Annotated in this window: 1 tRNA gene and 2 rRNA genes; all 3 read left to right on the top strand. The window is 51.9% G+C overall.

Annotated features, from left to right (window positions below):
* Positions 1-83 (top strand): 5S ribosomal RNA (gene rrf, locus EAE92_RS25555); the annotation flags it as partial.
* Between the two features lie 83 nt (positions 84-166).
* Positions 167-242: transfer RNA gene (locus EAE92_RS24265), tRNA-Thr, on the top strand.
* A gap of 22 nt (positions 243-264) precedes the next feature.
* Positions 265-380: ribosomal RNA gene (rrf, locus tag EAE92_RS24260) — 5S ribosomal RNA — on the top strand.
* Positions 381-401: the final 21 nt, after the last annotated feature.

Below are 401 nucleotides of genomic sequence, written 5' to 3'. Positions count from 1 at the left end.
CCCATGCCGAACTCAGCAGTGAAACGCCGTAGCGCCGATGGTAGTGTGGGGTCTCCCCATGTGAGAGTAGGACACTGCCAGGCTTTAATTTAGCGTGATGTTGCAATCAAAGGCAGCATAAAGCACGTTTAATTTTTTGCGCCAACAGTGAGTTTGGGCAACTATTGCTGATATGGCTCAGTTGGTAGAGCACACCCTTGGTAAGGGTGAGGTCCCCAGTTCGAATCTGGGTATCAGCACCATGATAATGAATTAAAGAATTTGTCTGGCGGCAATAGCGCGGCGGTCCCACCTGACCCCATGCCGAACTCAGCAGTGAAACGCCGTAGCGCCGATGGTAGTGTGGGGTCTCCCCATGTGAGAGTAGGACACTGCCAGACATTATTTCGAAACGGAAAGGC

This window comes from Photorhabdus hainanensis (assembly GCF_018448965.1).
In the GTDB taxonomy this organism is placed as follows: Bacteria; Pseudomonadota; Gammaproteobacteria; order Enterobacterales; family Enterobacteriaceae; genus Photorhabdus; species Photorhabdus akhurstii.
The sequence above is the reverse complement of the archived record's forward strand: the minus strand, read 5'-3'. Positions and strand labels throughout refer to the sequence as shown.